The organism is Phaeobacter sp. LSS9 (assembly GCF_003443595.1).
Classification (GTDB): domain Bacteria; phylum Pseudomonadota; class Alphaproteobacteria; order Rhodobacterales; family Rhodobacteraceae; genus Phaeobacter; species Phaeobacter piscinae.
Window position 1 is genome coordinate 2,515,626 of the sequence record NZ_CP031956.1, and the last position, 25,635, is coordinate 2,541,260.

23 protein-coding genes are annotated in these 25,635 nt (G+C 59.1%); 6 read left to right on the top strand and 17 right to left on the bottom strand.

Annotated features, from left to right (window positions below):
* Positions 1-51: 51 nt before the first annotated feature.
* The 5 genes from D1820_RS12120 to D1820_RS12140 all read right to left on the bottom strand — a co-directional run bounded on the left by D1820_RS12120 (position 52) and on the right by D1820_RS12140 (position 6,258).
* Positions 52-2,058 carry a hydantoinase/oxoprolinase N-terminal domain-containing protein gene (locus D1820_RS12120; RefSeq protein ID WP_118069255.1) on the bottom strand — a complete coding sequence of 669 codons (2,007 nt, stop codon included), beginning with the start codon at positions 2,056-2,058 and terminating at the stop codon, positions 52-54.
* Positions 2,059-2,136: 78 nt separating this feature from the next.
* Positions 2,137-3,189, bottom strand: coding sequence for a tRNA epoxyqueuosine(34) reductase QueG (gene queG, locus D1820_RS12125; RefSeq protein WP_118069256.1), 1,053 nt, complete (start codon positions 3,187-3,189; stop codon positions 2,137-2,139).
* 150 nt (positions 3,190-3,339) lie between these two features.
* Positions 3,340-4,368 carry an L-threonine 3-dehydrogenase gene (tdh, locus tag D1820_RS12130; RefSeq protein WP_118070182.1) on the bottom strand — a complete coding sequence of 343 codons (1,029 nt, stop codon included), beginning with the start codon at positions 4,366-4,368 and terminating at the stop codon, positions 3,340-3,342.
* 14 nt (positions 4,369-4,382) lie between these two features.
* Positions 4,383-5,570, bottom strand: a complete 1,188-nt coding sequence (locus D1820_RS12135) for a glycine C-acetyltransferase (RefSeq protein ID WP_118069257.1) — start codon at positions 5,568-5,570, stop codon at positions 4,383-4,385.
* A 121-nt stretch (positions 5,571-5,691) separates the two neighbouring features.
* Positions 5,692-6,258, bottom strand: coding sequence for a helix-turn-helix domain-containing protein (locus D1820_RS12140; RefSeq protein WP_014881477.1), 567 nt, complete (start codon positions 6,256-6,258; stop codon positions 5,692-5,694).
* 136 nt (positions 6,259-6,394) lie between these two features.
* On the opposite strand from D1820_RS12140, the gene D1820_RS12145 reads away from it, so the two are divergent.
* A complete protein-coding gene (locus D1820_RS12145) occupies positions 6,395-7,570 on the top strand; it encodes an acetyl-CoA C-acyltransferase family protein (RefSeq protein ID WP_118070184.1) in 1,176 nt (391 codons plus the stop codon).
* 66 nt (positions 7,571-7,636) lie between these two features.
* Here D1820_RS12145 and D1820_RS12150 read toward each other — a convergent pair whose 3' ends face one another.
* From D1820_RS12150 to D1820_RS12175, 6 genes are all read right to left on the bottom strand, one after another.
* Entirely contained in the window at positions 7,637-8,812 is a 1,176-nt protein-coding gene (locus tag D1820_RS12150) for an ABC transporter permease (protein ID WP_040175251.1), read from the bottom strand.
* Positions 8,813-8,817: 5 nt separating this feature from the next.
* Positions 8,818-10,089, bottom strand: coding sequence for an ABC transporter permease (locus D1820_RS12155; RefSeq protein WP_096872916.1), 1,272 nt, complete (start codon positions 10,087-10,089; stop codon positions 8,818-8,820).
* Positions 10,090-10,189: 100 nt separating this feature from the next.
* A complete protein-coding gene (locus tag D1820_RS12160) occupies positions 10,190-11,296 on the bottom strand; it encodes an extracellular solute-binding protein (protein ID WP_096872917.1) in 1,107 nt (368 codons plus the stop codon).
* Positions 11,297-11,385: 89 nt separating this feature from the next.
* Complete coding sequence (locus D1820_RS12165; protein WP_024098818.1) at positions 11,386-12,486, bottom strand: ABC transporter ATP-binding protein; 1,101 nt, start codon at positions 12,484-12,486, stop codon at positions 11,386-11,388.
* A gap of 354 nt (positions 12,487-12,840) precedes the next feature.
* Positions 12,841-14,235: an aspartate aminotransferase family protein gene (locus D1820_RS12170; protein WP_118069258.1), complete on the bottom strand. Its 1,395-nt coding sequence runs from the start codon at positions 14,233-14,235 to the stop codon at positions 12,841-12,843.
* Positions 14,236-14,300: 65 nt separating this feature from the next.
* Positions 14,301-14,987: a GntR family transcriptional regulator gene (locus tag D1820_RS12175; protein WP_205521380.1), complete on the bottom strand. Its 687-nt coding sequence runs from the start codon at positions 14,985-14,987 to the stop codon at positions 14,301-14,303.
* A gap of 141 nt (positions 14,988-15,128) precedes the next feature.
* Between D1820_RS12175 and D1820_RS12180 the strand changes: the two genes are divergently transcribed.
* The 4 genes from D1820_RS12180 to D1820_RS12195 all read left to right on the top strand — a co-directional run bounded on the left by D1820_RS12180 (position 15,129) and on the right by D1820_RS12195 (position 19,149).
* A complete protein-coding gene (locus tag D1820_RS12180) occupies positions 15,129-16,214 on the top strand; it encodes a polyamine ABC transporter substrate-binding protein (protein ID WP_118069260.1) in 1,086 nt (361 codons plus the stop codon).
* A gap of 114 nt (positions 16,215-16,328) precedes the next feature.
* The gene (locus tag D1820_RS12185) at positions 16,329-17,456 is read left to right on the top strand and encodes an ABC transporter ATP-binding protein (protein WP_040175237.1); all 1,128 of its coding nucleotides are present in this window, start codon (positions 16,329-16,331) and stop codon (positions 17,454-17,456) included.
* A complete protein-coding gene (locus tag D1820_RS12190) occupies positions 17,456-18,337 on the top strand; it encodes an ABC transporter permease subunit (RefSeq protein ID WP_040178925.1) in 882 nt (293 codons plus the stop codon). The genes D1820_RS12185 and D1820_RS12190 overlap by 1 nt, the downstream gene beginning before the upstream one ends.
* A complete protein-coding gene (locus D1820_RS12195; RefSeq protein WP_014876330.1) occupies positions 18,334-19,149 on the top strand; it encodes an ABC transporter permease in 816 nt (271 codons plus the stop codon). The genes D1820_RS12190 and D1820_RS12195 overlap by 4 nt, the downstream gene beginning before the upstream one ends.
* A gap of 3 nt (positions 19,150-19,152) precedes the next feature.
* On the opposite strand, the gene D1820_RS12200 is transcribed toward D1820_RS12195, so the two are convergent.
* The 5 genes from D1820_RS12200 to cysQ form a co-directional block, all read right to left on the bottom strand.
* The gene (locus tag D1820_RS12200; protein WP_118069261.1) at positions 19,153-20,214 is read right to left on the bottom strand and encodes a glycosyltransferase family 2 protein; all 1,062 of its coding nucleotides are present in this window, start codon (positions 20,212-20,214) and stop codon (positions 19,153-19,155) included.
* A gap of 1 nt (position 20,215) precedes the next feature.
* On the bottom strand, positions 20,216-21,199 hold the full coding sequence (galE, locus tag D1820_RS12205; RefSeq protein WP_102898301.1) for a UDP-glucose 4-epimerase GalE: 984 nt from the start codon (positions 21,197-21,199) through the stop codon (positions 20,216-20,218).
* 97 nt (positions 21,200-21,296) lie between these two features.
* Positions 21,297-22,190 (bottom strand): UTP--glucose-1-phosphate uridylyltransferase GalU, encoded by an 894-nt coding sequence (gene galU / locus D1820_RS12210; protein ID WP_040175230.1) that lies wholly within the window; start codon positions 22,188-22,190, stop codon positions 21,297-21,299.
* A gap of 186 nt (positions 22,191-22,376) precedes the next feature.
* Positions 22,377-23,177, bottom strand: a complete 801-nt coding sequence (locus tag D1820_RS12215) for a 3-deoxy-manno-octulosonate cytidylyltransferase (protein ID WP_118069262.1) — start codon at positions 23,175-23,177, stop codon at positions 22,377-22,379.
* On the bottom strand, positions 23,177-23,974 hold the full coding sequence (gene cysQ / locus D1820_RS12220) for a 3'(2'),5'-bisphosphate nucleotidase CysQ (protein ID WP_118069263.1): 798 nt from the start codon (positions 23,972-23,974) through the stop codon (positions 23,177-23,179). The genes D1820_RS12215 and cysQ overlap by 1 nt, the downstream gene beginning before the upstream one ends.
* 134 nt (positions 23,975-24,108) lie before the next feature.
* Between cysQ and D1820_RS12225 the strand changes: the two genes are divergently transcribed.
* Entirely contained in the window at positions 24,109-24,930 is an 822-nt protein-coding gene (locus tag D1820_RS12225; RefSeq protein WP_024098830.1) for an ABC transporter permease, read from the top strand.
* Between the two features lie 19 nt (positions 24,931-24,949).
* Here D1820_RS12225 and D1820_RS12230 read toward each other — a convergent pair whose 3' ends face one another.
* A complete protein-coding gene (locus tag D1820_RS12230; RefSeq protein ID WP_162894096.1) occupies positions 24,950-25,552 on the bottom strand; it encodes an alpha-ketoglutarate-dependent dioxygenase AlkB in 603 nt (200 codons plus the stop codon).
* Positions 25,553-25,635 lie beyond the last annotated feature (83 nt).

Sequence of the window (25,635 nt, forward strand, 5' to 3'; positions counted from 1 at the left end):
CCCGTCATCTGGCGGGGCCTTCTGCGTTAAGGCGGTGGTCAGCGGTGGTGGTTAACCCTGTGCAATACGCGGGCGACCGCTGGCCTCTACCGTCAGGAACGCCTCGACAAACACCTGCCGCGCCTCCACCTCGGCAACGCGAATATCACGGTCCACCTGGATGGAGATATCCTGCGCACCCGCAGCCTCCGCCGCGGCACTGGCCTCCGCGCGCAATTCGGTTTCTAGACGAAAAAGAGCCTCCTCCGAGCCCGCGAAATCCTCCGGGCCGTGCTCCAGATGAACCCGATATCGGCCCTCCTCCGACGCGGTGACGGTGCCACTGCGCCGCATGGTGATGCGGCCCACCACCGCCCCGATGGCATTGGCGACACCGGCATGATCCGGCAAGATCATCCGGCAGTGAAGGCGGGACCCGACAGCAGGGTAATAGCTGGGCGCGGAGGCGCCAAGGCCCACGACATCCACATTCAGTCCTGCCTTGATGGCCACAAGCCCTTGATGTCCGGTCAGCCCGCGCTGCATCAGAACATGGCGCGCAAGCTGATCCGGTGGCGGCCCAAAGGGAGTGCTCTCTTCCGCAAATGCAGTCTCTAACAGGGTCATAGAGGTCTGTTCAGTCATCTGATCAACGATCATCTGCGCCAATGTCTCCGCATCCGGTGCCAGACGATCCCCGGATCCGACCCGGCGGCGGGCAAACAACGTCAGCGCCTTCTCAGCCGCCGCACTGTCCCAACTGGACAGACGCCCAAGCACATGGCTGGCATCTGACGGCGTGACCCCGGCCACCTGCACCAACCCCCGATCCACCAATCGCATCAGCGCGCCCTGCTCAATGCGGGTCTGTAGCACGGCACCCAAGGGATGTGTCTGGTCTCCGATCCGGTCCAACACCCGGGCCTCCCTGTCGCTGAGACCCAGAGAGTGCTGGCCGGGAATGGCGCGCACAAAGCGACCATCGTATTCACCGACAGTGGCAGCGCGCAATTGCGTATCCAGCGCGGCATGCACCACATCCGACGCCATCGTCGCGATCAAGGACACCGGCAGCACCCGGCGCGGCCCAAGGCTGACGCCGCCGCTCAGCCCCGCCGCAACCGGATGCACCTGACTGTCGCCGCCCAGACCGCTGGTGCGCATCGCCACGGCCTCTACCATGGTGCGGAACCCACCGACCTGAGCGCCTGCCGGATCAATCTTGGGTTTCCCATTTTCGATCAACGCGACATCGGTGGTGGTGCCGCCAATATCGCTGACCAGCGCGCTATCGACACCGGTCAACCAGCGGGCGCCGACAAGGGATGCCGCCGGGCCGCTGAGGATTGTCTCAATCGGGCGCGCACGTGCCTGCGCTGAGGACATCAGAGCGCCATCGCCGCGCACCACCATCATCTGCGCTGTGATCCCAAGGTCAGCCAGACGCGTCTCAGCGCGCCCGATCAACCGGTCAATCATCCCGATCAGCCGCGCATTCAGAACCGCCGTCAATGCGCGTTTCGGCCCGTTCAGCCGTGCGGACAGTTGATGCGAACAGGTGACGGGAACGCCGGTTTCCTCAGTAATAATGCGGGCGACCTCCAGCTCATGGGCGGGGTTGCGGGTCGCAAACTGACCGGCAATGGCAAACCCGCTGACCGAGGCCGCCTCCCGTTGCAGAAACGCGCGGAGCGCCCCTGTGTCCAGCGGCGCTGCCTCACTGCCGGAATGGCTGTGTCCGCCAGCCAGAACCAGCGCCGGGTCACCCTTCAGCGCCTCACGCAGACCGTGGCGATCCAGATCCGCCTCACCAAAGCCGATATAGATCAGCGCGACGCGCCCTCCCTGCCCCTCCACCAGCGCATTGGTCGCCAGCGTTGTGGACAGCGCTGCCAGCGCAATCTCTCCCGGTTCCACCGCAGCCTCTGTCAGCACTGCGGCAACCGCCTCCCCCACGCCGATGGCCAGATCCTGCCGGGTGGTCAGCGCCTTGGCCTTGGCCAGCACATCGCGATCATCGCGGATCAGAACCGCATCCGTATAGGTGCCGCCTGTATCGACCCCAAGCAAAAGCGCCATGGCCGTTCTCCCTTCACCATCTCTTTGGTCTTGGTCACCGGTTTAGCGCAGCCCTGCCGCCAATCCATCCTGTTTGCGTCACGTCAGTCGCTGAACGGCCCAACGGGCAGCATCTGCCACGGTGGGATCAGGATCTTCGGTCAAGGTTTCTGCTGTTGGGCGCAGCATGGGCAGACCGGAATTCCCGATCGCATAAAGCACGTTTCGCACAAACCGGTCCCGGCCGATCCGCTTGATCGGAGAGCCGGAAAACAGCGCGCGGAAGCCCGGATCATCGAGAGCGGCCAGTTCCGCCAGCTTGGGCGCGTTGAATTCCGGGCGCGCCTCATAACGGATGTCACTCGCAGCCACGGCAAATTTGTTCCAAGGGCAGGCCGCAAGACAATCGTCACAGCCATAGATCCGGTTGCCCAGTTTGCCGCGCAGCTCCTCATCGATGGGCCCCTTATGCTCAATCGTCAGATAGGAGATGCAACGCCGCGCATCCAGCTGATAGGGCGCCGGGAAGGCATCGGTCGGACAGGCGGTCAGGCAGGACCGGCACGAGCCGCAGTGATCAGGTTCAGCAGTATCGGCAGGAAGCTCGAGCGTCGTGAAAACAGAGCCTATGAAGGCCCAGTTGCCCCAGTCCCGGCTCACCAGATTGGTGTGTTTCCCTTGCCAACCAAGACCTGCCGCCTGCCCCAACGGTTTCTCAGGCACCGGCGCGGTGTCGACAAAGACCTTGACCTCGGCAGTATCACCGGCACGCGCGGCTTCCGCAATCAGCCAACGGGCCAGACGCTTCAGGCGCTTTTTCACCAGATCATGGTAGTCCTTGTTGCGCGCATAGACCGAAATCGCTGCCCGATCTGCCTGGCCGACAATGTCCATGGGATCGACATCAGGCGTATAGCTTTCGGCAAGCATGATCACCGAGCGTGCCTCCGGCCAAAGCTGGGCTGGGTCGCCACGCCAATGGCTGCGTTCCTCCATCCAGCCCATCTGGCCATGATACCCCGCATCCAGAAACGCCTGCAGCCGGTCGGGCACCTCGGGTACATCGGACGGGCGGCAGATCCGGCACGCCACAAACCCCTCCGCCAGCGCCTGCGCGATCAAGCGGTCTTTTATGTCGGCTGTCTCTATCATCTGGCTAGACATATATACCGTGTTGCCTCGGTCAACATCCGGAAACGGTAAAGCTGTGGATGTGACCGGATAGATCGCATGTCAAAATGCCCGCGTGAGGCACCATAAGATCGCAGCGCTCACAGGCCCGAACTCGGTCACCCTAGCCTATCAGGGCCAGTGCAGCACGACTTTGCCGCTGCGGCCGGACTTCATTGCGGTGAAACCTTCCGCGAAATCCTCGACATCAAACCGATGGGTGATCACCCGGCTCACATCCAGCCCGTTCTGCAACATTGCGATCATCTTGTACCAGGTCTCGAACATCTCGCGGCCATAGACGCCTTTGATGGTAATCGCCTTGAACACGATGCGCGACCAATCAACGGGAGATTTGCCGGGCGGAATGCCCAGCAGGGCAATTTTTCCACCCATCACCAGCGCCTCCACCATCTGATCCAGCGCCGCCTGCGACCCGGACATCTCCAGCCCGACGTCAAAACCCTGCTTCATGCCGAGGTCGTGCACCACGTCCTGCAGATCCTCCTGTGCGACATTCACCGCGCGCACGGTCGGCACCACGTGCTGCGCTAGCGCCAGCCGGTCTGGGTTGATGTCGGTGATCACCACGTGCCGCGCGCCGGCATGCCGCGCCACCGCAGCCGCCATAATACCAATCGGACCAGCCCCGGTGATCAGCACATCTTCACCCAGAAGATCAAAGCTGAGCGCCGTGTGGACAGCATTCCCCAGCGGGTCGAGGATGGCACCAAGTTCATCCGGGATCTCCTCCGGCAGCGGCACCACGTTGAAGGCCGGCAGCTTCAGGTACTGCGCAAACGCGCCCTGCTCATTCACACCGATGCCGCGGGTGCCGGGATCCAGGTGGAACTTGCCCGCCCGGGACTGGCGCGAATCCGTCTGGATCAGATGCCCCTCGCCCGAGCAGCGCTGCCCAACCGCCAGATCGGTGACATTGCGGCCAATCTCGACAATCTCGCCCGCGAATTCATGACCGGTGATCATCGGGACCGGCACCGTATGGGCAGCCCATTCGTCCCAGTTCCAGATATGAATGTCCGTGCCACAGATGCCGGTGGTTCTGATCTTGATCAGCACCTCGTCCGGACCGATCTCCGGCACCGGCGCCTGCACCATCCAGAGGCCTTCCTGCGGATGGCTCTTCTCCAGCGCTTTCATCGTATTGGGCAGGCTCATGACACGATCCCCAACTCCTTGCCGACCGTGCCAAAAGCAGCCAATGCGCGGTCCAGATCGTCCCGCGTCAGCGCCGCATTCATCTGCGTGCGGATGCGGGCCTGGCCGCGCGGCACCACCGGGAAGAAGAAGCCGGAGACATAGACACCCTCGTCAAACAGCCGGGAGGCCATATCCTGCGCCAGCTGTGCCTCGCCCAGCATCACAGGGATGATCGGATGCTCACCCGGCAGGAGGTCAAAGCCCAGCTTTTCCAGCCCAGCACGCCAGTAGCGCGCATTCTCAAACAGCTGCGCCCGCAGGTCGTTCCCTTCTTCCACCAGCCGGATCGCCTCCAGCCCGGCGGCCACAATGGATGGCGGCAGCGAATTGGAGAACAAATAGGGCCGCGCCCGCTGCCGCAGGAGGTCGATCACTGGCTGCGGCCCGGCGATATAACCGCCAATGGCCCCCCCAAGTGCTTTGCCCAATGTTCCGGTGACAATATCCACATCCACCCCGAAATGCTCCGGCGTACCTGCACCAGTGGCGCCCATGAAGCCGGTGGCATGGCAGTCATCCACCATCACGATGGCATCATATTTGTCCGCCAGCGCGCGGATCTCAGGCAGTTTTGCCAGATAACCATCCATCGAGAACACCCCGTCGGTGGCGATCATGATATGCCGCGCGCCATCCTCGCGGGCCTGTTTCAGCCAGGCCTCAAGGTCGTTCATGTCGCTGTTCAGGTAACGATAGCGCTTCGCCTTGCACAGGCGGATGCCGTCGATGATCGAGGCATGGTTCAAACTGTCGGAGATGATCGCATCCTCCGGCCCCAACAGCGGCTCAAACAACCCGCCATTGGCGTCGAAACAGGCCGCGAACAGGATCGCGTCATCCTTGCCCAGGAATTTGGCCAGACGCTGCTCCAGCTCCCGGTGAATATCCTGGGTGCCACAGATGAAGCGAACGGAGGCCATGCCAAAACCCTTGTCATCCATCACGCCACGAGCAGCCGCGATCAGATCGGGATGGTCTGCCAAGCCCAGGTAATTGTTGGCACAAAGGTTGATGACCTCAGCATCCCCAACCCGGATTTCGCCCCCCTGAGGGGAGGTGATCATTCGTTCCCGCTTGTAGAGACCATCGGCTTTGATCTCTTCTAGGGTCTTGGAGATGTCGGTCAGAAAATCAGTAGACATGCGGGAACTCCTTCTCTTTCGAGTCAGGATTCTAGCATAACGGATGGATTTCCGAAATAGGAGATTTCAGGATAGCGGATGTATATCCGTCAAAATGGACAATCCCCGCGACAAACTTGCGTCATGCGTTTTTCACGATCAGGAAAACGCGGGCCGCACCGCCCAATGCTGCAATCGAATGGGTCACATCTGCGGCGTATCGTGCGGTATCCCCTGCATGCAGCCGATCGGTTGCACTGCCGGAGGTGAGCGCCACGGCCCCTTCCAGCACGGTTACATGTTCAACCGTCCCCCGCCCGTGCGGCTGACTGTTCAGGGCGCCGCCATCCTTGAGCCGGATGTCGTAGACCTCGTGGCCACCAGCGTCTTCCGGCGGGGACAGAATGCGGATCAGGCACCCCTCGCCCATATTTTCAATCGACGGGACATCGCCATCGCGCAGGATTTCAATACTGTCCTGCGCCTCATTGCTGTCCAACAGCCCGGCAAAATCAACCTGAAGCGCGCGCGTCAAATTCCATAGGGTCGCAATCGTCGGGGAGCTTTCACCGCGTTCAATCTGGCTCACCATAGAGCGGCTCACCCCAGAGAGATTCGCCACCGCCTCAAGACTGAGACCCTGGGCCCGGCGCGCCTCTTTCAGGCGGGCAGGCAGCAAGGTTAGGATATCGTCTACATGTTCCGTCATGACGGAATCACTGCGCCTTTACGACCTATTTGTCAAACAGACGCCGTGGCACGGCCGTCATGTTTTGACGGCACGTTCTGCGGGACAGGCCATGCTGCATCTGCATACTCTGCGCCAAACCTATGAGGAGAGAGAAATGACCGATATCGTGATCCTGGATGGCGCCCGCACCGCCATCGGCACCTTTGGCGGGTCGCTTGCCGGCACCACGCCGATTGATCTGGCAACCGTGGCCTCCAAGGCCGCAATGGAGCGCTCCGGCGTCGCGCCCGAACAGATCGGCAATGTGGTCTTTGGCCATGTGATCAACACCGAACCCCGCGACATGTACCTGAGCCGCGTGGCGGCGATGCAGGCCGGCATCCCCAACGGCACGCCAGCTATGAGCGTCAACCGGCTTTGTGGATCTGGCGCGCAGGCGATTGTCTCCGGCATCCAGTCCCTCATGCTGGGCGATGCGGAATTTGCCCTTACCGGTGGTGCCGAAAACATGTCGCGCAGCCCCTTTATCGTGCCAAGCGCGCGCTGGGGTCAGAAAATGGGTGATGCGCGGGCCCTCGACATGATGCTGGGCGCGCTGAACTGCCCGTTCGGCACCGGTCACATGGGGGTGACGGCGGAAAACGTCGCGGATGAACATGACATTACCCGCGCCCAGATGGATGAATTTGCTCTCACCAGCCAGACCCGTGCAGCCGCGGCGATTGAGGCCGGATATTTCGCCAGCCAGATCACCCCGGTTGAAGTGAAGGTAAAGCGGGACATGGTCCCGTTTGAGGTGGATGAACACCCCAAAGCCAGCACGCTGGAGACATTGGGCGGGCTGAAAGCTGTGTTCAAAAAGGACGGTCGTGTCACGGCCGGCAATGCCAGCGGTATCAACGACGGCGCAGCCGCCATCGTCATGGCCACCGCCGAGGCAGCGCAGAAGGCGGGGCTGAAGCCCAAAGCGCGCATTTTGGGCTACGCGCATGCCGGTGTCCGCCCCGAGGTCATGGGCATTGGCCCGGTTCCCGCTGTGCAGAACCTGCTGAAGAAAACCGGATTGTCCGCCTCTGATTTCGATGTCATCGAATCAAACGAAGCCTTTGCGGCGCAGGCGCTTTCTGTAAACAAGGAGCTGGGGCTGGATCCTGCGAAGGTGAACCCGAATGGCGGTGCCATCGCGCTTGGCCATCCTGTCGGTGCGACCGGTGCGATCATCACGCTGAAGACACTTTATGAATTGGAGCGCATCGGTGGCTCCAAAGGGCTCATCACCATGTGCATCGGTGGCGGTCAGGGCATTGCTCTGGCAATCGAACGTCTCTGATCCCAGCCCCCGAAACGCAAAAGGCCCCGGTTTACACCGGGGCCTTTTCATTGGGTGACATATGTCTTAGCTCGGGCTCATTCCACGCAAGCGTTCGGAACGACGACGCAGCATCTCGACCACTGTGAGCAGACAGATCGAGACCACAACAAGAATGGTCGCCACCGCCAGAATGGTGGGAGAAATCTGTTCGCGCAGACCGATAAACATCTGCCAGGGCAACGTCTTCTGTCCGGCCGAGCCGACAAAGAGCACGACAACAACCTCATCAAACGAGGTGATGAAGGCAAACAGACCGCCGGAAATCACGCCGGGCAGGATCAGGGGCATCTGCACGCGGAAGAAGGTGGTCACAGGACCAGCCCCCATATTCGCCGCAGCCCGTGTGAGCGAGCGATCAAAACCAACCAGCGTCGCAGTCACAGTGATGATCACAAAGGGAATCCCCAATGCCGCATGGGCCAGAACCACACCAAAATATGTCCCCTGCAGGCCAATCCGGCTGTAGAAGAAATACATACCCGCAGCCGAAATGATCAGCGGCACGATCATGGGCGAGATCAGAATGGCCATGATGGCGCGACGGAACGGCACATGCGGTTGGCTGAGGCCAATCGCGGCAAGCGTGCCGAAGCCCACCGACAGGATGGTCGCCATCGGTGCGATCTTGATGGAGTTCCACATCGCCTGCTGCCAATCCGCGTTGGTGAAGAAATCGCGGTAGTGTTTCAGCGAATAGCCTTCAGGATCGAAGCGGATCATTTCCGGCGTAAAGGTGAAGAAGTCCTGCGCGTTGAACGACAGCGGCATCACCACCAGAATCGGCGTAATCAGGAAAATGAAGATCGCCCCACAAATCACCCGGAACGTATAGTGCCACAGCACCTGCCCCGGAGTGAGATATGGCGCCAGATGCACGCGGTAGCGCGATGTCGAGAGCCAGAAAATGAACCAGCCGACAAAAGCGCCGAACAGGAGCCCCATCACGGCGGCCGGCAGACCGCCCATCACGAAGCCCGCAACAGCGAAGGCTGCGATCAGGACCCAGCGGATCGGCCGCTCCTGATCGCGCATCCCGGCGAGGGCAAATCCAAGCCCGCCGACAAGAGCCGCCCCAATCAGAACCCCGAGAAGCCCGGAGCCTTGGGCGGTCCCCACGAAGAGGCCAAAGAAGGCCCCGGCAGCAGCCGCAACAAGCGCGACAAAACCGGGAGTTTGGTTTTCAACAGGTGTCAAAGCCATGTGTCTTATCCCAGTTTCACGTTGTCGATGCCGACAATCTTGTCATAGGCCCAGTAGAGCGCGAGGACGACGACCAGCAGAATACTGCCAAGTGCCGCAGCAAGACCCCAGTTGAGCGATTGCGAGATGTGGAAGGCAATCCGGTTGGAGATGAAGACACCCTTGGTGCCGCCAACCAGCTCCGGCGTGATGTAGTAACCAATCGCCAGAATGAACACGAGGATCGACCCCGCACCGATACCCGGCACCGACTGCGGGAAATAGACCCGCCAGAAAGCGGTCCAATTGGTCGCGCCCAGAGATTTGGCCGCGCGCAGATAGGAGGGGTTGATCGTTTGCATAACAGAATACATCGGCAGGATCATGAACGGCAGCAGGATGTGGGTCATCGCCACAATCGTGCCGAACTGGTTGTTGATCATCACCAGACGTGCGTCATCTGCAACCAGTCCCAACCAGACCAGCGTATCGTTGATAACACCTTGCTGCTGCAACATGACTTTCCAGGCGGAGGTTCGCACCAGCAGCGATGTCCAGAACGGCAGGAGTACCAGGATCATCAGCAGGTTTGCGGTACGCGACGGCAAATTCGCCAAGATCCAGGCCACCGGATAGCCCAGGATAATACAGCTCACAGTGATCGCCAGCGACATGATCAGGGTGCGCAAGAACAGCGTGCCATAGATGCGTTCGTTTTCCGGTCGCAGTTCAGCCCCTTCGGCACCTTTCTGGAAATCGGCAGCATTCAGGAAGTACCCGTTGGTATAGGCGCCGGAATAGGTCTGAATGGTGCGCCAGACCTCGGGATCGGCCCAATCTTCGTCGATTTTGAGGAACTGCTCCTTGAACGGGCCATCCTCAGCCAGATCCCAGCGCTTGACCTTGCGCCCAGCCTTGCGGAACAGCGAGGAGATACCTGGGTTTTCGTAGTTCAGACGCGAACCGACACGGGTATGGGTTTTTTCCTGCGCGGCCACCTGAAGGTCAGCAGCCAGCGCCGCGAATATCGCCTCATCCGGCGTCACGCCCGAATTTGCATCCCAGTCCTGGAGCGCAACCACGGTCTTGGGCAAGGTATCAGAGACGATCCTATTCTCAACCGAGCGGAACAACATGTCGGCAATCGGGAGAATGAAGGTCAGAAGAACAAACAGCAGAAGCGGCGCGATCAACATCAGGGCGCGGATTTTCTGCATCCGGAGAGCTCGGGCCAGGCTACGCTTCAGCGGCGTGCCATCGGCGGCCAGGACCGGTCCGGTGTGGGTGGTATCGCTCATGGGTAGGAGCCCCCGTCGGAATTTTTTGTTGGTGGAGAAAGGGCCGTGCGCCAGGCACACAGCCCTTTCCCGATGATGTCAGTGTCTGTTCAGGAACAGATTACTTGGCCAGCCATGCCTGGAATTTTGCGTCCAGATCATCGCGGTTATCGGCCCACCATTCGTAGTCATAGACATGCACGTTGCCGGCATTTGCCGGATCGGTCGGCATGTGCGGCGCCATATCGATACCCAGAACGGCGTGCTTACCAACCAGCGGTGCCGACGATGCACGTGCCGGACCATAGGAGATGAATTTCGCCTGATCAGCCAGACGCTGGGTGTCGGTGGCGAACTTCAGGAAGTCCATCACGCGAGCCTTGCGATCTTCGGGCAGGTCAGCAGGCACGATCCAACCATCGAGGTCAAAGGACTGCATGTCCCACAGCATGTCGATTGGCTGGTTTTGCTCAGCGATTGCGGAGAACAGACGACCGTTAAAGGTCGAGCCCATCACAACTTCACCGTCAGCCAGCAGCTGAGGCGTCTCGGCACCGGCAGTCCACCAGACAACCTGATCCTTGATGCTGTCCAGCTTGGCCAGCGCGCGCTCCACACCCTCATCGGTGCCCAGCACATCATAGATCTCGTCCTTGGCAACGCCGTCGCAGTAGAGAGCCCATTCAACGTTGTCGATCGGACGCTTCTGCAGGGCGCGCTTGCCCGGATATTTTGCAGTGTCAAAGATATCGCAGATGGAGGACGGCGGGGTGTCACCCACTTTGTCCATGCGGTAGCCGAAGGTGGTCGAATACACAATCTGCGGGACAAAGCAGTCGCTGACGATCAGCTCGCCGAAGTCTTCGCTTGCGGGGGTGCCATCGGGCGCCGCAGCCAGCACTTCGTCGTGATCCAGCTCAGCGGCCAGACCTTCGTCGCACATACGCATGGCGTCGGAGGCAACGACGTCGACCAGATCCCAGGTCACATTGCCCGCTTCGGTCATGGCGCGCATTTTTGCGGTCGCTTCAGCCGAGCTTTCGTCCCAGATCACTTTCAGATCAGGGTGCATCTCCTGATAAGGTTCGACATATGCCTTCAGCTGGCTTTCCTGATAGGCGCCGCCCCAGGACACGATGGTCATTTCGTTGGCCATATCGGCAGCCATTGCCATCGGCGCACACAACGCCGTGGTGGCCGCCAGGGCAGTCAGTTTGGTGAGTTTCATAGACACTCTACTCCTTGTTGAAATTATTATTTGTCTTGATCGTCGTCCCCCGGTCGTTCACTGCCGGGGGTTCGGGCACGCGTGGAGGCTTAGGCGTCCAACGCGCGGCAATCTTCAGGCAGCCAGCCGATTTCGATCTGCTGACCGGGCTTCAGCCGTTCCTGATCGGGGGCGTTACGGGTTTTGATGATGAACTCATCATTGCCGGCAACCCGCAGTCGGGTGCGGAAAATATCGCCCATGTAGATGAATTCCAGCACTTCCGCTTTCAGCGTATGAGCGCCTTCCTGCATCCGGTCCTTATTGTATTCGACACGTTCGGGACGGATCGAAACACGGGTCCGTTCACCTGGCTTGGACACATTGATCGGTTTGCAGTCAATCAACTCGCCATCGTCCAGCTGCACCAGCGCGATACCGTTGTTGACCTCTTTGACAGTGCCTTCCAGCGTGTTGTTCTCGCCGATGAACTGCGCAACGAAACTGTTGGACGGTTCTTCATACAACTGATCCGGCGGCGCCAGCTGCTGGATACGGCCGTCGTTGAAGACAGCGACGCGATCCGACATGGTAAGCGCTTCGGTCTGGTCGTGCGTCACGTAAACCGTGGTGATGCCCAACTGATGTGCCAGATGGGTGATTTCGAACTGCATCTTTTCCCGCAGCTGCTTGTCCAGCGCCCCCAGCGGTTCGTCCATCAGAACCAGTTCCGGTTCAAACACCAGTGCCCGTGCCAGGGCGACCCGCTGTTGCTGACCACCGGACAATTGGGCCGGCCGACGGCCCCCGAAGGCGCCCATCTCCACCATATCAAGCGCGCGCTTCACTTTCTGCTCACGCTCGGATTTGCCCATGTTGCGAACCTCCAGCGGAAAGCTGAGGTTTTCGGCAATGGTCATATGGGGGAACAGCGCGTAATTCTGAAACACCATCCCGATGCCGCGCTTGTGGGGTGGGATATTGTTGATCGAGACGCCGCCCAGCCGGATATCACCATGGGTCGCAGTCTCGAACCCCGCCAGCATCATCAGGCAGGTCGTCTTACCCGAACCGGACGGGCCCAGCATTGTCAAAAATTCGCCTTTCGGCATGGTGAGGTTCAGATCTTTGACAACGAGGTTCTCGCCGTCATAACTCTTCTGCACGCGTTCGAATTCAACGAACGCGCTCGTGTTTGACGCATCAGCCAAGTGAGGCTCCCTGGTTTGGTTCGGCAGATTGGCTCTGCACTTCTGTCGCGATGTAAGCACACCCGAGTGTTGGTGCGCAACCGGATCGTCCGGATCATCTCTGCAATTTACCTTAGGGCCGACAGTGCGGTTGACGGTATGTTTTACGACGGGCCAGTGCTGAAAAACGACAATTGTCCGCACCCAGATCAAATGGAAAATCTATCCATGCACGCCGTGATTGAACACGGCAAACCGTTACCGGAAACACTTCAATAGATGAATTTGACTACGCGAAACGGATTCGCAGACATAATAAGGGCGCCAGTCCCAAGCTGGAACTGGCGCCCTCTTCAGTCAGTACCAAGCCTGATGTCAGGCGCTGTGCAGCATGTCCTGTTCCTGCAAGGCCGCATAGCATTCATCGAGGGATTGACGCGCCCGCGCGATGAGCGTGTCGATCTCCTCCGGCGTGATGACCAGCGGCGGCGAGATGATCATCCGGTCACCGACATGGCGCATCACCAGATTGTTGGCAAAACAGCGCTCACGGCAAATATACCCCACCGTGCCGCCCTCAGCAGCAAACGCCGCACGTGTCGTCTTGTTCGGAGTTAGCGCGATAGACCCCATCATGCCGACAATCTTGGCCTCCCCCACCAGCGGATGGTCTGCCAGCGCCTCCCATTTTTCCTTGAGATAAGGCGCGGCCACATCGCGCACATGGCCAACGATGTCTTCCTCTTCCAGGATACGCAGGTTTTCGAGCGCAACAGCCGCCGCCACCGGGTGACCCGAATAGGTGTATCCGTGATTGAATTCGCCGGATCCGATTACCGACGCGATCTCATCGCTGACAATCGAGCCGCCAATCGGCGCATAGCCCGAGGACAGCCCCTTGGCGATTGTCATGATATCAGGACGAATGCCCACAGTCTGGCTACCAAACCAATTGCCAGTCCGCCCAAACCCGCAGATCACCTCATCTGCAATCAGCAGGATTTCGTATTTGTCACAGATGCGCTGGATTTCCGGCCAATAGGTTGCCGGAGGGACAATCACACCGCCGGCACCCTGTACCGGTTCGGCAATAAACGCCGCAACGCGATCTTCGCCCAGTTCAAGAATTGCCTGCTCCAGCTCTTGCGCCCGAGCGAGACCGAAGTCTTCAGCCGACATATCGCCGCCTTCGGCCCACCAGTTCGGCTGATTGATATGATGGATATCCGGAATCGGCAGACCACCCTGTTCATGCATCGCCGTCATACCGCCGAGGCTACCACTGCCAACAGAGGAACCATGATAGCCATTTTTGCGGCTGATAATCACCGATTTCGTCGGCTTGCCCTTCATCGCCCAATAGTGGCGCACCATGCGGATGTTGGTGTCATTTGCCTCAGATCCTGACCCGGCAAAGAACACATGGTTCAGCCCCTCCGGCGCCAGTTCAGCGATTTTCGCCGCCAGCGCGATAGCAGGCGCATGGGTGGTCTGAAAGAAGGTGTTGTAATACGGCAGCTCACGCATCTGGCGCGCCGCGACATCCGCCAGCTCGTCACGGCCATAGCCGATATTCACGCACCAGAGGCCGGCCATGGCATCCAGGATCTCATTCCCTTCGCTGTCCGTCAGCGTGACGCCACGGGCGCGGGTGATGATCCGCGCACCTTTTTCAGCCAGCTCGCCATTGGCGGTGAAAGGATGCATGTGATGGGCCGCGTCCAGCGCCTGAAGCTCGGCTGTGGGCAGGTGATTTGTAATCGCAGTCATGGGACAGACTCCTGAAAGAAGAGATTGGCCCCAGAATATGATCAAATTCTACCATGTCAATCGAATCAGCTGGCCTGTGTGAGCCCCTGTCGCACCTGATCCATCCCCTGAGCCACATCTCGTTCCATTGCCAAGGCGGCCAGATCTGCGTCCTTGCGATGTAGGGCCTCCAGAATGTCTTTATGGCGATCAGGAAAGCTCTGGGTGCCAAGCCGCCCGCAGACCACCCGCAGCGACGGCCCAAAGCGCAGCCAGAGCCGATCCGCAAGATCTGTAAGGATTGGCGCGTCGGCATGGGCATAGAGCCGCGTGTGGAATTGGTAGTTCTGCACCAGATAGCCCGCCACATCCCCTGCAGAGATCGCCTGGTCCAAGGCCGTGTCTATTGCTTCCAAGGCTGAGATATCCGTTGGGGAGACCCGTTCTGTCGCCAATCTCGCAAGCTGGCATTCAATTGTTTTTCTTGCATAAATCAGCTCACTCAGGTCGCTTTCCCGCAGCATCGGGACAGAGACACGCCGATTGCCCTGAAACACCAGCGCCCCGTCAGAAATCAACCGCCTGATCGCCTCTCGTACGGGCGTCATGCCGGCCCCCAGCGACTCGACCAGGCCCTGGATGGTCACCGCCTGCCCCGGCGCCAGATCGCCAAACAGGATCTGCCCGCGCAAGGTCTGATAGACGGTTTCATGCGCCGGCAGTTTCGCGGTCGGCTGACTGACGGATGATGCGTCTGGTTGGCTCAGGTTCACCTTCGGAATCCCTCCTAAATTTTGGGCAGCTTGCACCAAGTTTTCCCAGGTGAAAACATAAACAGTATTGCCGAATGAGGCAAAACTTGATCAAATCCTTACCAGCCGGGCACGGAAACCGGCACGCACAGGGAGATACTCATGACACTCAAGACGATGACATTGACCGCCATCGTGGCGCTGAGCAGTGCGGCCGCCGTCGCCGAAGAAGTTCGCGTTTACAACTGGTCCGACTATATCGACGAAGATCTGCTGGAGAAATTCGAAACCGAAACCGGCATTGATCTTATTTACGACGTCTTCGACAGCAACGAACTGTTGGAAACCAAAATGCTGGCCGGCGGATCGGGCTACGACGTGGTTGTCCCAACCGGGTCTTTCCTGGCGCGACAGATCCAGGCCGGCGCGTTCCAGAAGCTGGATGCGAGCAAACTGTCGAACGCAGGCAATATGTGGGATGTGATCGAGGATCGCACCGCCCGTTACGACCCCGACAACCTCTATTCAGTGAATTACATGTGGGGCACCACCGGTATCGGCGCCAACACAGCCAAGGTCGAGGAAGCGCTGGGGGCCGATGCACCGATCGACTCGCTTGAACTGGTGTTCAACCCGGAGAACATGGAAAAACTGGCCAATTGTGGCGTCTACTTCCTGGATGCGCCTGATGAGATGATCCCAGCGGCGCTGAAGTATATTGGCGAAGATCCCAACAGCATGGACCCCGATGTGGTGGCCAAGGCAGAGCCGGTGCTGATGGCGATCCGTCCTTATGTGAAGAAATTCCACAGCTCCGAATACATCAACGCCTTGGCAAACGGCGATATCTGCGTGGCCTTCGGCTGGTCTGGCGACATTCTACAGGCGCGTGACCGTGCGGATGAGGCCGACAACGGCGTCGAAATCGTCTTCAACGCCCCCAAGGAAGGCGCGTTGATGTGGTTCGACCAGATGGCAATCCCCGTGGATGCCCCAAACCCGGAGGGTGCGCATAAGTTCCTGAATTTCATCATGGAAGCCGAGAATATGGCAGCGGCGTCGAACTATGTCTATTACGCCAATGGCAACAAGGCGAGCCAGGAATTCCTTGAGGAAGATGTGATCGGCGATCCCGCGATATACCCAAGCGAAGAGACCCTGAAAAACCTCTACATCAAAGAAGCCTATCCGCCCAAGGTGCAGCGTAAGGCCACCCGCATGTGGACCAAGATCAAGTCCGGGACCTGATCCGGCACTGCTGATCACGCGGGGCATCGTATGTGCCCCGCGTTTTACCTTTTGGGGACGTCGGCAGCTGTTCCGTGCCCGTTCCACAACCTGTGTCTATTATTGGGGGCTCGCGTGACCATTCCTGTTTTTGAACCCTGGAACGATCCGGAGGCCAAGCCCCTGATCCAATTCCAGAACGTCACCAAACGCTTTGGCGAGTTCACCGCCATTGATGATCTGACGCTCGGGATTTACGAGAAAGAGTTCTTTGCCCTGCTTGGCCCGTCGGGCTGTGGCAAAACAACAATGATGCGGATGCTTGCCGGGTTTGAGACCCCAACCGAAGGCAAGATTTTCCTGTCAGGTCAGGATATTGCCCCGGTCCCCCCGAATAAGCGGTTGGTGAATATGATGTTCCAGTCCTACGCGCTGTTTCCGCATCTGAGCGTCTGGGACAATATCGCCTTTGGACTGAAGCGCGAGAATAAGCCCAAGCATGACATCGCCGAACGGGTGCAGGAAATGCTGCGGCTGACCCGGCTTGAGAAATTCGCCCGTCGCAAACCGCACCAGATCTCCGGTGGCCAACGTCAGCGGGTTGCCTTGGCCCGGTCGCTGGCAAAAGCTCCGAAACTGCTGCTGCTGGATGAACCGCTCGGCGCGCTCGACAAAAAACTGCGCCAGGATACGCAGTTTGAACTGATGGATATTCAGGAGAAAACCGGCACCACCTTTGTCATTGTCACCCATGATCAGGAAGAGGCAATGACTGTCGCCTCCCGCGTGGCGGTGATGGACAATGGCCGGATCGTGCAGGTGGCCACGCCAGACCGGATCTATGAGACCCCAAATTCTCTGTATGTTGCGGATTTCATCGGCGATGTGAACATCATCGGCGGCACGGCCACCCCCACCGGCCCCGAACAATACGCGGTCAATTGGAAAGACGGCGCCGCCCCGCTCACGGTCAAAAGTCAGGCATCCTTCTCCGATGGGCAGGACTGCCATCTGGCGATCCGCCCGGAGAAAGTCACGATCAGCGCAGAGCGCCCGGCGGAGGCTGACAACACGGTGCAGGGTCGCATTCTGGATATCGCCTACCTTGGCAATATCTCCACCTATCACGTTGAGCTGCCCTCCGGCGCGGTGATCAAGGCACAGGCCGCCAATACCCGTCGCATTGCACGCCGCGCCTTTACCTGGGAAGACCCGGTCTGGCTGTCCTGGACAGCCACCGCCGGTGTTCTGCTGGCGAACTGATGCGCCGCTTCATCCTGATCGCCATACCCTATGCCTGGCTATTGGCGCTGTTTCTTGTGCCCTTCGCCATCGTCTTCAAAATCTCGCTGTCGGATGCCGCCGTTGCGCGCCCGCCCTATATGCCGCAGTTCGACTGGGTCACCGGTATCGGCGCCTTCCTTGCGGATCTTGATTTTGAGAATTTCACGTGGCTCACCGAGGATGATCTCTACTGGAAAGCCTACCTCAGCTCGCTGCGCATTGCGGTCGTCTCAACAATTCTGACGTTGCTGGTCGGCTATCCGATGGCCTACGGCATGGCACGCGCGCCTTCGGAATGGCGCCCAACGCTGATGATGCTGGTGATCCTGCCGTTCTGGACCAGCTTTCTGATCCGGGTCTATGCCTGGATGGGAATCCTGTCGAACGAGGGCCTTTTGAATCAGTTCCTGATATGGGCCGGGCTGATTGATACACCGCTGACGATCCTGAACACCAATACCGCTGTCTATATCGGCATCGTCTACACTTATCTGCCGTTCATGATCCTGCCAATTTACTCCGCTTTGGAACGGTTGGATGGCTCGCTCATTGAGGCCGCCGAAGATCTGGGGTGCTCGCGCATGGAGGCCTTCTGGCTGGTCACTATTCCCCTGTCCCGCGCAGGTATCATCGCGGGCTGTTTCCTCGTCTTTATTCCGACCCTGGGCGAATTCGTGATCCCGTCGCTGCTGGGTGGATCTGATACGCTGATGATCGGCAAGGTGCTGTGGGAAGAGTTCTTCTCCAACCGTGATTGGCCGGTGGCCTCAGCGGTGGCGGTTGTACTCCTGCTGATCCTGATCGTGCCCATCGTGCTGTTCCAGCGCAACCAGCAGAAACAACAGGAGGCGGACCAATGACCCGATTGAGCTGGTTCAACACCGTTTCGCTGACACTGGGGTTTGCGTTTCTTTATATCCCGATGGTGATCCTGATCATCTTCAGCTTCAATGAAAGCAAACTGGTCACCGTGTGGGCGGGGTTCTCCGTCAAATGGTATGGTGAATTGTTGCAGAACGAGGCGTTTCTGAATGCGGCCTGGGTAACGCTGAAGGTGGCCGTGATGTCCTCGACCATCGCGACGGTTCTGGGCACCATGGCGGCCTATGTTCTGGTGCGCGGCGGGCGGTTTTTGGGCCGTACGCTGTTTTCCGGCATGATCTATGCGCCGCTGGTTATGCCAGAGGTGATCACCGGCCTGTCGCTTCTGCTTCTGTTCATCGGCATCGGTCTGGATCGCGGCGTGATGACCATCGTGCTGGCACATACGACCTTTTCAATGTGCTACGTCTCGGTTGTCGTGTCGTCACGGCTGGTGACCTTTGATCGGTCGCTGGAAGAGGCCGCGCTGGATCTGGGCTGCTCCGCGGCTGAGGCATTCCGCCTTGTGACGTTGCCGATCATCGCACCTGCGGTCATCTCTGGCTGGCTCTTGGCCTTTACTCTGTCACTGGACGATCTGGTGATCGCGTCATTCACCTCCGGTCCAGCCGCAACGACCCTGCCGATCAAGATTTTCTCAGCCGTGCGGCTGGGGGTCAGCCCGGAGATCAACGCACTTTCCACGATCATGATCGCCATTGTAACCGTTGGCGTGGTCACTGCCTCGCTGGTCACCAAACGCCAGCTGGTACGCCAGCGCCGCGATGAGCAAAACGCCGAACGCAGCTAAGCATCAATCCGCGTCCCACTCCGGGGCGCGGGCCAGCCCCAGCGCCTCAAGCTGATCTGGCCCCTCATAGCGCAGCGCCTTGTCGTGCCACAGGTCCGGGCCAGCCGCCAATTGATCATAGTAACCTTCGAACTGATGCGGCTGGCCAAAGTGCTGACCGCGCTGTTTTTCGATCCGCGCTTTCTCCGCGATCTCAGGCAGGAATTTGCTATGCAGAAGCACCCCGGATGGCATCACACCATTCGGTCCATCATACAGCGCATTGAGCCGTCGCGGCAGCGCCGCATGGGTGGAATTGGTGTAGGCGTAGCGGCGATCCCATTTGATCAACGGGGTTTTGTTCAACGTCGGTGCCCGCTGCGGCTCAGCAGCGAAAAACACCCGGTCCCGCGTGCCGCCCTGCACCCACAGATTGCCGCGCGGTGCCTGACGTACTGCGCGATAGGGACCGGGATCAAACCACGGCAACACAGTGCGGGGATCATCGCCGGGGGAGTAACTCACCGTTCCAAGCGGCCCCTTGGGGAAAAGATCCAGCATCAAGGCACCAAAGCCAATCCTGCCTTGACGGTCCAGCCAATGGGTCAATCCGCGCAAACCGCGTTGCACATCACCGCCAAACACCAGCAATTCATCTGCGTCAACGCTCAGGCACCAACGACGGTGACCGTGGCGGATCTGCAGCCAGGTCGCCCAGTCCAGACCGAACCGCGCATCTCGGTAGCTGGCGGTCGTGTGCCAGAGCGAGACATCGGGCTGGGCGGCAAGATATTCCGCTCCCCCATCACCACTGTCATTGTCGACGATCAGAAAGTGATCAACACCCAGATCACGGTAAAATTGCAGGAAAAAGGGGATCCGCGTCGCCTCGTTCCGCAGTACTGTGATGGCGATCAGCGCGTTATCTGGCAGGATGGCGGTATGATACGTCACTCTGCGCAGTTGGTGACGCGCCCGAAATGCCCGCCAGAGAAGCCGACGGCGCTGCCATCTCAATCGATAGGCCGCCGCCAGTGAAATCTCCGGCAGCGGCACAGAGCCCGGAGCCAAAGCAGGCCCCGTCACCCTAGCGCTCGTATGCGCCGGCTTTGTGCCAGCCCCAGGCATCCGCAATCATCGTCTCAAGGTCGGACCGAGTCGGCTCCCAGCCCAGCAGCGTTGCCGCCCGCACAGAGCCTGAGACCAGTTTGGTGCAATCCCCGGCACGCCGCGGCCCGATGGAATGCGGCACAGATTTGCCGGTTGTCGCTTCGGCCTTGTCCATCACTTCGCGCACAGAAAACCCGGTGCCTGTCCCCAGATTGAAGACCTGACTACCCTTACCATCTTTCAGCCAGTTGAGACCCAGAACATGGGCATCGACCAGATCGCAGACATGCACGTAGTCGCGTACGCAAGTCCCATCCGGCGTGTCGTAATCGGTTCCGAAAATCGTCAGCGCATCACGCTTGCCGTCAATCGCATCCAGAACCAGCGGCACCAGGTGGGTCTCGGGGCGATGGAATTCGCCCACTTCAGCCTCCGGATCAGCACCCGCCACGTTGAAATACCGGAAAATCACCGAGCGCAGCCCGTGCGACGCGCCAAAGTCGCGCAGAATATCCTCAACCGCGCGTTTGGAGGCACCGTAGGCATTCAAAGGCACCTGAGGCGTGCTTTCGTCCAGCACCACATTGTCGTGCTCACCGTAGGTCGCACAGGTGGAGGAAAAGACGAAATCAAGGCATCCGGCTGCTACCGCCGCTTCGATCAAAGTAAGGGAGCCACCAACATTATTGGCCCAGTAGCGACCCGGCTCACTCATGGCTTCGCCGACCTGGCTCAGGGCGGCGAAATGCATAACCGCGGCAGGCTGATACTTGGCAAATACTTCGTCCAGTCGCGCGCGATCGCTCAGGTCCCCCTTCTCAAAGGGACCGAATTTCACCGCATCCTGCCAGCCTGTTACCAGATTGTCGTAGGTCACGGGCGTGAACCCAGCCGCGCGCAGTGCCTTGCAAGCGTGGGAACCGATATAGCCGGCCCCACCGGTCACCAGAATATATGTCAAAACAGCGTTTTCCTGATCAAAAGGCCGGACGTTGCTGCCCGGCCACCCAAAATTCACATCTCACCAATCTTCGCCCATCGCAGCAAAGTGGCAGGTCTTATTGCGCCGCCTTATCGACTTGGGCAATCTGATTGATATAGCACATCAGATCATCACGCAGTTCCTCGCGCGCCAGCGCGAAGGCAACCGTCGCCTGCAAAAAGCCGGCCTTGGACCCGCAGTCAAATCGCTGACCACGGAACCGGTAGCCATAGACTGGAACATCAGCGGCAATGTCTTCAGCAATCGCATCAGTCAGCTGGATCTCACCGCCAGCGCCCTGCTTCTTCTTGTTGAGATTGCGCAGCACAGAAGGCGCCAGAATATAGCGGCCAATCACCGCCAGATTGGATGGCGCCTCTTCAGATTTGGGTTTTTCGACCATGCCATTCACGGACACGACCGATCCCATGTCATCGCGCACATCCAGCACGCCATAGGAGGATGTCTGCTCCGGCGGAACCTCCATGGCCGCAACCATATTGCCGCCGGTTTCTTCATAGGCTTCCACCATCTGCTTGAGGCAGGGCGTTTCCGCCGCGATCACGTCGTCTGGCAGGATCACCGCAAAGGGCTCATTCGCAATCAGGCGACGCGCACACCACACCGCATGGCCAAGGCCCAGCGCCTGATGTTGACGAATATAGGCAATCGCACCGGAATCCATATTGGTCGCCTTCAGAATATCCAGCAGGTCGTCCTTGCCCTTCTTGCGCAGCTCCTGTTCGAGCATGGGCGAGTGGTCAAAATAGTCCTCAAGCGCGCCTTTGCCACGCGAGGTGACAAAGATGAATTCCTTGATCCCAGCTTCACGCGCCTCATCAATGGCGTATTGGACCAGCGGACGATCCACCAGCGTCATGATTTCTTTGGGAACCGATTTGGTGGCTGGCAGGAATCGCGTTCCAAGACCGGCCACCGGAAAAATTGCCTTCGTTACTTTTCTACGCATATCGCACTCTCATTGTCTATTTTCCAAACCGTTCTGATGCGGTTCGTCAGTGGTGGCCGATTTGGTGACACAACCTGCCTTGAAAGGCCGGCTCAAGTATTCCGCAGGCAATTCAAAAAATATACCCCCAGTCACGTTTCGCTCACGACCTTCCATAAGATGTTTCATTTTATCGACAATTCAGGCCTATTTGTGACCCATCTTTTTCATCATCGCCTCAATCAACGGCACGTCTTCGGGGTTGTTCAGTTCCCAGAATTCACGTCCCCGCGCCTCAACCTCAACGCAGAGGATCTTGCGCCCGTTCTCCAGAAAACGCAGCTGCTCCAGCCCCTCCAGCGTCTCCAAGGGACCGACAGGCCACCCTGGATAAGCACTCAGCGCGTCTGGCCGATAGGCATAGACCCCGACGTGATGGAACACCGGGGTGTCCTGATCGGCCTCATACGTCGTGGAGGTGAACGGCACCACTTCCTTTGAGAAGTAGAGCGCGTTGTTATCCCGCCCGAACACAGCGGTGGTGCCTCCGACGCGACCGGCCTTACGGTCGGCCAGCAGGCTGTTCAGTGTCGCCCCATCGCAACGCAACACCGGTGTTGCCAGCCCCTTGTCAGGGGCACCGCGCAGCCCTGAGATCAGATCTTCAACAAACCAATGCGGCGTCAGCGGCGCGTCCCCTTGCAGGTTCACCACGATTTCGTAATCCCCGCCGAGGTTAGCTAGCGCCTCCGCACAGCGCTCGGTCCCGTTGCCGCAGCTTTCGGAAGTCATAACCACCTCGGCGCCGAACCCTGTCGCAGCATCACGAATCCGCTCATCATCGGTGGCCACCACCACACGGTCGACACCATTGACGGCCATGGCAGCGCGCCAGGATCGTTCAATCAACGTTTGGCTTTCTCCGCTGGCACCGGTCAAGGCAACAAGCGGCTTGCCAGGATACCGTGTGGAGGCGAAACGGGCGGGGATGACAATCAGAACGGACATCAGGCTTTCTTCAGCTCCACACCCGGCGCATAGGCAATAAAGAAGGGATTTGCGTATCCTTCCTTGCCATAGGTGAGTGGGCTGTGGTCATCGAAACGCACCACCTGGCCACCAGCGCCCCCCAGAACGGCATGGCCAGCTGCGGTGTCCCATTCCATGGTGCGGCCAACCCGTGGGTACAGATCGGCTTCCCCGGTGGCGACCAGACAGAACTTCAACGACGAGCCTGCGCTTTTGCTGTCTTTCACCGCATATTTATTGATGTAGTCATCAGTCGCCTGATCGCGGTGCGATTTGGAGGCAACCACCATCAATGCATCATTGTCGCTATCTGCAACGCGAATGGGTTTGATCTCTCCCATCGTGGTGGGATCAAACGCACCGGTTTCCTCAACCGCAGAGCCATCCGCCAAGGTGAAGAACATTCGCGACCGCGCCGGAGCATAGACCACACCGCGAGTCGGCACGCCGTTTTCGACCAGCGCGATATTGACGGTGAAGTCACCACGGCGATGGATGAACTCCTTGGTTCCATCCAAGGGGTCAACGATCAGGAAGGTGTCGCCGCTCTTGCTATGCGAGTCGGCCTGTTCTTCGGTGACCAGCATCACATTCGGAAATGCTGCCCGCAGCCCTGCGGAGATCAGTGCATCCGCAGCCTCATCGGCGGCGGTGACCGGGCTTTCGTCCGACTTCACCTTCACCTCGAATTCATCCGAGTTGTAGATCTCCATGATCTTCTCTCCGGCCTCGATCGCCAATCGGCGGATCACCGGAATAAGGTCATCATATGTCACAAACGCTCTCCCTGACCGGGTTTGGTTGATTACAGCAGTTGTCCCCCTTATGGTCGCGGGGAAAGGGAACAGCAAGATTTCCGTGGTAACGATAAGCAGAGTTTCACCTAAAGCAGGTCAGGCTAAGCAACTTCATGTTCGAGCAGCGCCACAAACGGTCCCGCCTCAGCAGCCTCATCGCCATGGGTGAGGTGGTGTTTCATTCCGTGGCGCGCAGTGTGCGGTCCAAGCATAACAATGCCTTCATGGCGCTTGCCCTCAATTTGACGCAGGCCGTGATGTTTGTCGTTGTCTTTTATCTGATGTTCTCATTGCTTGGTCTGCGCGGCGCGGCCATTCGCGGCGATTTCCTGCTCTATGTCATGTCAGGCGTCTTTCTGTTTCTGACCCACACCAAGGCTGTCGCGGCTGTCTCAGGCGCCGAGGGGCCGAGCAGCCCAATGATGCAACATGCGCCGATGAACACCATCGTTGCTATTCTTTCAGCGGCGCTCGGCTCTCTCTACATTCAGGTGCTGTCGATGCTGATCATCCTGTTTGTTTATCACGTCGCCTTCACCCCGATTGAAATCGAAGAGCCCATCGCGGCCTTTGGCATGGTCTTGCTGTCGTGGATTACAGGTGCGGCTGTTGGTCTGATCCTGCTGGTGATGAAACCATGGTCACCAGGGACCGTGGGCATTATTTCCACGATCTATCAGCGGGCCAATATGATCGCCTCGGGCAAGATGTTTCTGGCCAATACCCTGCCCAGTTTCATGCTGTCGATGTTTGACTGGAATCCGCTGTTTCACTGTATTGATCAGGCGCGGGGATTTGTGTTCATCAACTACAATCCGCATTTCAGCAATTGGCAATATGCCTGTTGGGTCGCCCTGGTACTGATCATGATTGGCCTGATGGGGGAGTTTTATACGCGCCGCCGTGCTTCGATCAGTTGGGGAGCGAAGCGCTAGACCACGGAGAGCCCACCATTCAGGTCACCACGCGCAGGGTCAGATTGATCCGCCCGCCTTTTGGCAGCAGACGTGAGGATTTGAACCGAATGCGATCCACCCCGTGATAGGTCAGCCGGGCATCCCCGCCCATCACGACCACATCGCCCGAATTCAGCCAGACGGTATCAGTCTTGCCGCCGCGCGATTGATTGCCAATCCGCAGCAGACCGTCGTCCCCAAGAGAGATTGACACCACCGGATAGGAGAAATCCGCCTCATCCTTATCCTGATGCAAGCCCATCCGGGCGCCTTCGCCGTAATAGTTGATCAGACAGCAATCAGGGCGCCGCTCTAAACCGGTCGTCGCATGCCAGATGTCGAGAATCTCTGTTGGGATCTCAGGCCAGCGGCGCCCGGCCGGATGGCGCTCTTCATAGCGGTACCCGTCCCGGTCACTGACCCAGCCATAGTCCCCGGCCGACGTCATCCGCACAGACATCTTCCCACCACCGGGCACCTCGGGCGAAAACAGCGGTGCGGCGCGCAGAACCGGGCGCAGGCACTCAATCAGCCGCTGCTGCCCGTCCATATCCAGAAGGGGTTTTGTCAGCTCAAACCCCCGCAATCGCAACTTCATCATCACTGTTAGCCCGTTCTTAACCGCTCCCCTGTCAAAAACCGCTGTAATTCGCGAAACAGGACGCGATCTGGCGGTTGCAGGGG